Source organism: Brevibacterium sp., from assembly GCF_022712115.1.
In the GTDB taxonomy this organism is placed as follows: Bacteria; Actinomycetota; Actinomycetes; order Actinomycetales; family Brevibacteriaceae; genus Brevibacterium; species Brevibacterium salitolerans.
Genome location: NZ_JALAHB010000074.1, coordinates 1 through 7605, shown reverse-complemented (window position 1 = coordinate 7605; position 7605 = coordinate 1). Strand labels below are relative to the sequence as shown.

Genomic DNA, 7605 nt, shown 5'->3' with positions numbered 1-7605 from the left:
TAGAGGTTCTCTCCCCCGCGGATCACCATGTCCTTGATGCGGCCGGAGACGCTGAGGTAGCCCTCGGCGTCCATCGTCCCGAGGTCTCCCGTGTGCATCCAACCCGCCTCGTCGAGAGCCTCGGCGGTCTTCTCCGGCTCCCGCCAGTACCCGCGCATCACCGAGTACCCGCGCGTGCAGACCTCTCCCTGCGCACCACGCGGCACGGTCTGGCCGGTCGCGGGGTCGACAATCTTCACCTCGAGGTGCGGCATCACCCGTCCCACCGTCTCGGTGCGGCGGGCCAGGGTGTCGTCGACCCGGGTCATGGTGGACACCGGGGACGTCTCGGTCATGCCGTAGCAGATCGCCACCTCGGACATGTGCATCTCCCCGATGACCCGCTTCATCACCTCGACGGGGCACGGGGAGCCCGCCATCACACCGGTGCGCAGCGTGGACAGGTCGTACTCTGCGAAGTCCGGCAGCGCCAGCTCCGCGATGAACATCGTGGGCACCCCGTAGAGCGAGGTCGCGCCCTCCGCCTGCACCGCGCTCAGCGCCGCCGCCGGCTCGAAGGAGGCCGAGGGGATGACGGCGCACGCGCCGTGGCTGACGATCGCCAGCGTGCCGATCACCATGCCGAAGCAGTGGAAGTAGGGCACCGGGAGGACCACCACGTCCGTCTCGGTGTAGCTCAGCAGCTCGCCGATGAAGTAGCCGTTGTTGAGGAGGTTGTGGTGCGTGAGGGTCACGCCCTTGGGGAAGCCCGTGGTGCCCGAGGTGTACTGCAGGTTGATCGGGTCGTCGCAGCTGAGGGAGTCGGAGATCTGCTGCAGGCGGATGTCGGCTTTGGCGGCCGGGTCCTGCAGGAGCGCGTGCCCCCGCTCCTGCAGCTGCGCGAAGGACTCGCCCGGCTGCAGCCGGGCCTCCGCCTCCGCGCCGAGCGGGCCGGGGACCGTGTCGAGGAAGATCAGCTCCGGGCGGGCGCCGGGACCGCCCGTCTCACCGGCGGCCTCGGCCGCGGCCTCCCGCGCGAGCGTCACGAAGTCCGAGTGGGGCGGTGCCGCGATCTGGCTGATGAGCAGGCGGCAGCCGGACTGGCCCAGCACGTAGGCGAGCTCGTGCGAGCGGTAGGCGGGATTGATGTTCACGAGGATGACGCCCAGGCGGGCGCACGCGTACTGGACGAGCGTCCACTCCGGGACGTTCTGGGCCCACAGGCCCACGCGGTCCCCCGTGCCGATCCCCCGGTCCAGCAGACCGGCGGCGACGGCGTCCGCGTCCCGCACCAGCTCCGCATAGGTCCACCGGCGGCCCGAGGGCCGGTCGACCAGAGCGGTGCGCTCACCGTGGGCGCGCGCGGCCTGGTCGAGGGACTGTGCCAGGGTCTCTCCCAGCAGCGGGGCCGCGGACGGACCCGAGACGTACGACAGTTGCGTGGTGGTCACGACGGTGTGCTCCTTCCGACGGTCCTCACTCCGGACCGCCGGAACTCACTGTGCCACAGATCGCACCGTGTGAGCAGGAGGATCAGTGGAAGAGGAAGATCACGAGCACGGCACCGACGATCGCACAGGCGCACAGTCCGAAGCAGAGGTAGGCGAAGCTGAGGACCGTGCGCTTCTGCCGGTCCGTGAGCGGCACCCGCTGCGCGGCCTTCTCCGCCTTGCGCTCCGCCTTGCGCCGGGCCTTCTCCGACATCACCGTGATGGCGTCGGGGAACTCCTGCGGGGGCACGACCGGAGGCCTGCCGCCCGTCACGAGCAGGCGCAGCCCCAGCGAGTAGAGGCCCACGAGGACCGCCGCACCGGCGAGGGCGGCGAGGAAGACCTGTCCGAAGGCCAGCCAGTCGATGCTCATGCGTTCTCGTCCTTCCGGTCAGCGGTGGTGGCGGGATCCGCCGCGGCAGGCGCGGCCTCGGCCGCAGCGGCCTCGTCGGTGCGGACCTTGGAGCGCAGGCGCGCCCCCTTCTTCAGCCGCACGGCCTTGGCCGATTCCGCGACGTCGCTGGTGGCGGCGGGCACATCGCTCATCGCGTTGTCGGAGCCCACCTGGTTCTTCAGCGAGCGGAGGAAGAGGCCGCCCACCACCAGGGCGGCGAGCACGGCGTCGAGGAGCAGGCCCCACGGACCCATCCAGACCACGATGAGCGCGGCGAGGCCGCCCACCAGCCCCGCGGCCGGCAGTGTGAGGAGCCAGCCCACCACGATCTTGCCCGCGGTCGACCAGCGGACCTTGGAGCCCCGGCGGCCCAGCCCGGAGCCGATCACCGAACCGGAGGCCACCTGCGTGGTGGACAGCGCGAAGCCCAAGGCGGAGGAGGCGAGGATCGTCGCCGCCGTCGAGGTCTCGGCGGAGAAGCCCTGGGCGGGCTTGACCTCGGTGAGGCCCTTGCCGAGGGTGCGGATGATCCGCCAGCCGCCCATGTAGGTGCCCAGGGCGATGGTGAAGGCGCAGGAGAGGACGACCCACAGCTGCGGTTCGTGGTGCGCGCCGGACTGCCAGCCCACCGTGATGAGGACGAGGGTGATGATGCCCATCGTCTTCTGCGCGTCGTTGGTGCCGTGCGCCAGAGCCACGAGGGAGGAGGTGAGGATCTGCCCGATCCGGAAGCCGTCGCGTCCGTTGGGCCCCTTGGAGTAGCGGCGCGTGGTGGTGTAGGCGAGCTTGGTGCAGAGGAAGGCGATGACGGCCGCCGTGAGCGGCGAGAGGAGCGCCGGCAGCACGATCTTCGACATCACGCCGCCCACGTTCACCGCGGTGAAGCCGATGCCCACGATGGTCGCGCCGAGCAGTCCTCCGAAGAGCGCGTGCGACGAGCTCGAGGGCAGGCCCAGCAGCCAGGTGAGCATGTTCCAGAAGATGGCGCCCACCAGCCCGGCGAAGATGAGCATGGGGAAGATGTCCCCGCCGATCCGGTCCTCGTGGAGGATCCCCCCGGAGACGGTCTTGGCCACCTCCGTGGACAGGAGCGCGCCGATGAGGTTGAGCACCGCCGCGAGCGCCACGGCCGTCTTGGGCTTGAGCGCGCCGGTGGCGATGGGGGTGGCCATCGCGTTGGCGGTGTCGTGAAAGCCGTTGGTGAAGTCGAAGAAGAGCGCCAGTGCGATGACCAGCACGACGGTGAGGGTGACGATTTCCACAGGCTGCCTATGTGTCGGTGACGGGTCTGCCGCCCTCCCCGCAGCGAGAGCGCACGCCTTCGTGGCCACCTCCGCCGCCACCGGCTCAGCACCGGATTGCCGCAGCATGACGTGTGGGTGAAAGACGCTCGACTGTGAGTTTAACGCCGGGTGGCGTGCCGTCCAGGCCATTACGCCCCAATGTGATGCACTCAGCTCCGCGCGGCGGCCCCCGATGTCATCCTCTGGTATGAGTCCCGGCAGCTCACAGATCCGTCTCCGGGGTGAGGCGCGGCTGGGCCCTGCCTGAAAGACTGCGCAGGAACGCCTGACACCCGCCTGCGCATCCGGAAGGACTTCAATGACCGTACTGACGAGGATGAGCCTGCTCAACCGGCTCATCGTGGGGATGATCACCGCGGCGGTGATGGTGTTCGGCATCGTGGCGACCACCAAGCTCAACCAGGAGACAATGCCCTCGATCTCCACGCCCGGCATCATGGTGTCCGCCAGCCTCCCCGGGGCCTCGCCGGAGGTGGTCGAGGACTCCGTCACCGCACCGCTGGAGACCGCGCTCATGGCGGTGCCGGAGGTGGACGAGGTCACGACGGAGACCTCCCCCGGCTCCATGTTCGCGACCGTGATGTGGCCGTTCGACGCGGACGAGGACCAGCTCACCGCGGAGGTCCGCCAGGCCGTCGACGGCGCTGCGAGCTCTCTCCCGGAAACCGCCGAGACCGAGGTCGTGCCCGCCTCCATGGACAGCGCGCCCGTGGTGAGCCTGGCGGTCTCCTCGTCCTCCGGGGAGGAGGACCTGAGCGAGCGCGTGGAGTCCGGTCTCGTCCCGGAGCTCGAATCGCTGTCCGGCGTCGCGAGCGTGGACCTCAGCGGCCAGCGTGAGCAGGAGGTCTCGGTCGTCCTCGACGCGGCCGCGGCCGAGGAGCACGGGATCGCCGCGCCGCAGATCATGGAGGCCGTCGAGGCCGCCGGCACCGTCACTCCCGGCGGCAGCACGACGGAGGACGGCCGCTCCCTCAGCGTCGAGGTGGGCTCCGAACTGGATGCCGTCGAGGCCGTGGGCAGCACACCGCTGCAGACCGAGGACGGCCCCGTCGTCCTCTCCGACATCGCGGACGTGGAGCTCGCCCAGGTCGAGCAGACCTCGCTCTCCCGAGCCAACGGTGAGGACGCCCTCTCCCTCTCCGTCGTCAAGACCCCGCAGGCCAATGTCGTGGAGGTCTCGCACGCGGTCGCGGACACCCTCGACCGGCTGGGCCCACAGCTGGGCGACGACGTCGAGTTCACCACCATCTTCGATCAGGCACCGGACATCGAGCAGTCGATCCACGACCTCTCCGTGGAGGGCGGCCTCGGACTGCTCTTCGCCGTCCTCGTGATCCTCGCCTTCCTCGGAACCTTCCGCTCGACGATCATCGCGGCCATCTCCATCCCGATGTCCCTCCTCATCGCGATGATCGGCCTGTGGGTGGGCGAGTACACGCTCAACCTGCTCACGCTCGGCGCACTCACCATCGCGGTGGGCCGCGTGGTGGACGACTCGATCGTCGTCATCGAGAACATCCGCAGACGGCAGGGCACGAGCGAGCTCACGGTCGAGGACATCGTGGCCTCCGTCCGCCAGGTCGCCGGCGCCGTCACGGCCTCGACGCTCACCGCCGTCGCCGTGTTCCTGCCCATCGCCTTCGTCTCCGGCATCGCGGGCCAGCTCTTCCGTCCCTTCGCGATCACCGTGAGCCTCGCCATGCTCGCCTCGCTCCTCGTCTCCCTCACGATCGTGCCGACGCTGAGCTACTGGTTCCTCCGGCACAGCCCCAAGCCGCTGAAGCCCGCCAGGCAGGAGCGGACGGACGCGCGCTACGCGGCATGGCAGGAGCGGCAGGAGGAGAAGGCGCTCGCCCGGCAGGAGCGGGCGAACGCCCGGATCGAGAAGCGCAACGCCAAGCGGGAGGCCAAGGGCCGTGCCCCGCTGCCGCCGGTCGCCGCACATCCGGTGGCACGCCCCGCCGCCTCGGGGGAGGCCTCCGGTCCCATCGACCGGCTGCAGCAGGGCTTCCTGCCCACCATCCAGGCCGCGCTGCGTCACCCGGGCCGGACCGTGGGCATCTCCGTCCTCGTGCTCGTGCTCACCCTGGTGCTCGCGACCTTCCTCAAGACCGATCTGCTGGGCGACCAGGGCCAGAGCTCCCTCTACGTCACGCAGGAGCTCGAGGACGGCACCGCGCTGGAGACCAGCGACGAGGCCGCGCAGAAGGTCGAGGAGGTGCTCGCCGCCGACGGGGACGTCGCCGACTACCTCTCGACCATCGGCGGGGACATGTACGGCGGCGGCAGCGCCTCCAACTCCTTCACGGTCACCCTGCGGGAGGACGCGGATCCGGAAGCGGCCACCGCGCGGCTGGACGCGGAGCTCTCCGCGCTGGAGGACGCCGGTGAGGTCTCCGTGGGCGGAGCCGCGCAGGAGCTCTCCGAGGACGTGACGATCAACCTCACCGGGCAGAACCCCGAGGGGATCGAGGAGGCGGCGCAGGATCTGGTCGAACGGGCCCGCGAACTGCCCGGCGTCGCAGAGGCGAGTCACGACCTCGCCGGTGAGCAGCCGGTGCTGAGCGTGGACGTGGACCGCGAGGCGGCCGCGGAGTACGGCTTCACCCAGGCCGAGGTGGGTCAGGCCGTCGCCGCCGCCCTGCAGGGCGTGCCCGCCGGCACCCTCACGCTCGAGGGAGCGGAACGGGACATCCGGATCGCGCCCACGCACCCGGACGCCTCTCCCGAGGACATCGCAGGTCTGGAGCTGCCCGTGACCCAGCGGCAGACGCAGCAGGCGCAGGAGGCCGCGCAGGACTCCCTCGACGAGCGCACGGACGCCCTTGCGGAGGAGGGCGAGCGCGAGGCCGAGGAGGCCAACCGGGAGGCGAGGGATCAGGCGGTCGAGGCACGTGATCAGGCCGCGGATCGGGTGGAGGAGCTCGAGGACCAGCTCGAACAGCTCCGCAACCCCGGCTCGGGCCCTCCCCCGGAGCCGCAGGACCCCGTCGAGGAGCTGGAGAGCGCACTCGACGACGCGCGTGACGGTCTGCAGGAGGCCGAGGACGGCATCGTCGAGCTCGAGGAGACGCAGGAGCAGCAGCGCCGCGACCAGGACGAGCAGGAGGCGATCGCGGACGAGCAGGAGGCCATCCCGGACATCACCGGCGACGCGATCACGGTGGACACGATCGCGGATGTCGAGGAGGTCCGGACCGCTCCCAGCATCAGCCGGATGGACGGCGAGCGCCAGGCGACGGTCTCGGTCACCCCGGAGGCGGGACAGCTGAGCGCGGTCTCCGCGGCCGTGGCGCAGCTGGAGGCCGAGGCGGATCTGCCCAGCGGCGTGAGCTTCGCCGTCGCCGGCGCTGCCGAGGACCTCACCGAGTCCTTCTCCCAGCTGGGCCTGGCGATGCTCGCGGCGGTGGTGCTGGTGCTCATGGTGATGATCGGCACCTTCCGGTCCATCGTGCAGCCACTCGTGCTGCTGGTCTCGATCCCCTTCGCGGCGACGGGCGCGGTGCTCCTCCTGGTCATCACGCAGATCCCGCTGGGCATCCCGTCGATGATCGGTCTGCTCATGCTCATCGGGATCGTGGTGACGAACGCGATCGTGCTCATCGACCTCATCAACAAGTTCCGGGCCGAGGGCATGGAGCTCATGGACGCGGTGATCCACGGCACCCGCCTGCGGCTGCGGCCCATCCTCATGACGGCGGCGGCGACGATCTTCGCCCTCGTCCCCATGTCACTGGGGCTCACCGGCGGCGGGGTGTTCATCTCGCAGCCGCTGGCGATCGTGGTGATCGGCGGGCTCACGACCTCGACGCTGCTGACCCTCGTCCTGGTGCCGGTGCTGTACTTCCTCACCGAGCGCTCCAAGGAGCGGCGTCAGGCACGGCGGGCCCAGCGGAAGGCGCTGAAGGAGGCAGGCACCCAGGAGGCGTCACCGCTAGGCTGAGTCACCGTGACCACCGCCCTCGCCCTGAGCGTCCTCGGGCTCGCGCTGTTCGACAGCACGAGCGCCGGCACCTCGCTCGTCCCGCTCTGGCTGCTGCTCGCTCCCGGGCGGGTGCGCGCGGCGCGGATCGCGGTGTACCTGCTCGCGCTCGCGGGGCTGTACTTCGCCGGCGGCATGCTCGTGGCCCTCATCGCATCCCCGGTGCTGGACTTCGCGGCCGGGGTGCTGGAGAGCTGGTCGCCGGTGACGGCCCCGCTGGTGCTGGCGGCCCTCGGGCTCGTCACCGCCGGGATGGGCGCGCTCATGCTCACCCGCACGTTCGCGGCCCATGCGCAGCTCATCCCCTCCCAGCTCCAGGACTGGCGCAGACGCACGCTGGAGGCGGACTCGTCCCGCCGCATCGTGGGCGTGGCGCTGCTCGCCTTCGCCGTCGAATTCACCGGGATGCTCCCCTACCTGGGCGCCATCGCCCTGCTCACGCGCACGGATCTGGGG

4 protein-coding genes and 1 pseudogene are annotated in these 7605 nt (G+C 70.6%); 2 read left to right on the top strand and 3 right to left on the bottom strand.

Annotation, left to right across the window (positions count from 1 at the left end; all coding sequences use genetic code 11):
- From Q0A33_RS04445 to Q0A33_RS04435, 3 genes are all read right to left on the bottom strand, one after another.
- On the bottom strand, positions 1–1430 hold a 1430-nt coding region (locus Q0A33_RS04445; protein ID WP_291793713.1), incomplete at its 3' end, for an AMP-binding protein.
- Between the two features lie 82 nt (positions 1431–1512).
- The gene (locus tag Q0A33_RS04440; protein WP_291793709.1) at positions 1513–1842 is read right to left on the bottom strand and encodes a peptidase; all 330 of its coding nucleotides are present in this window, start codon (positions 1840–1842) and stop codon (positions 1513–1515) included.
- Entirely contained in the window at positions 1839–3125 is a 1287-nt protein-coding gene (locus tag Q0A33_RS04435; RefSeq protein WP_291793706.1) for an inorganic phosphate transporter, read from the bottom strand. Before Q0A33_RS04435 ends, Q0A33_RS04440 begins: the two co-directional genes overlap by 4 nt.
- Before the next feature lie 340 nt (positions 3126–3465).
- Between Q0A33_RS04435 and Q0A33_RS04430 the strand changes: the two genes are divergently transcribed.
- Both Q0A33_RS04430 and Q0A33_RS04425 read left to right on the top strand, forming a co-directional pair.
- On the top strand, positions 3466–7110 hold the full coding sequence (locus Q0A33_RS04430) for an efflux RND transporter permease subunit (protein WP_291793704.1): 3645 nt from the start codon (positions 3466–3468) through the stop codon (positions 7108–7110).
- A gap of 6 nt (positions 7111–7116) precedes the next feature.
- Positions 7117–7605 (top strand): annotated as a pseudogene (locus Q0A33_RS04425) (hypothetical protein); the annotation flags it as partial.

What these genes read in the sequence shown, in the direction of transcription:
- Q0A33_RS04430 (WP_291793704.1), top strand. Translation starts at nt 3,466, where the DNA reads ATGACCGTACTGACGAGGATGAGCCTGCTCAACCGGCTCATCGTGGGG.
- Q0A33_RS04440 (WP_291793709.1), bottom strand. Translation starts at nt 1,842, where the DNA reads ATGAGCATCGACTGGCTGGCCTTCGGACAGGTCTTCCTCGCCGCCCTC.